We start from the raw sequence: 255 nt of genomic DNA, 5'->3' as shown, positions 1-255 counted from the left end.
AGCATGTAGGCGGAGAGTTTAGGTAAATCCGGACTCTTGTTAACGCTGAGGTGTGATGACGAGGCACTACGGTGCTGAAGTAACAAATGCCCTGCTTCCAGGAAAAGCCTCTAAGCATCAGGTAACACCAAATCGTACCCCAAACCGACACAGGTGGTCAGGTAGAGAATACCAAGGCGCTTGAGAGAACTCGGGTGAAGGAACTAGGCAAAATGGTGCCGTAACTTCGGGAGAAGGCACGCTGATGGTAAGTGA

At 50.6% G+C, this 255-nt stretch carries 1 rRNA gene; it reads left to right on the top strand.

Annotated features, from left to right (window positions below):
• Positions 1-255, top strand: a 23S ribosomal RNA gene (locus tag NWP14_RS27885); the annotation flags it as partial.

It is taken from the genome of Klebsiella sp. C349492, from assembly GCF_042055345.1.
GTDB classification, from domain to species: domain Bacteria; phylum Pseudomonadota; class Gammaproteobacteria; order Enterobacterales; family Enterobacteriaceae; genus Klebsiella; species Klebsiella scottii.
This window is presented reverse-complemented; position numbering and strand designations above follow the sequence as displayed.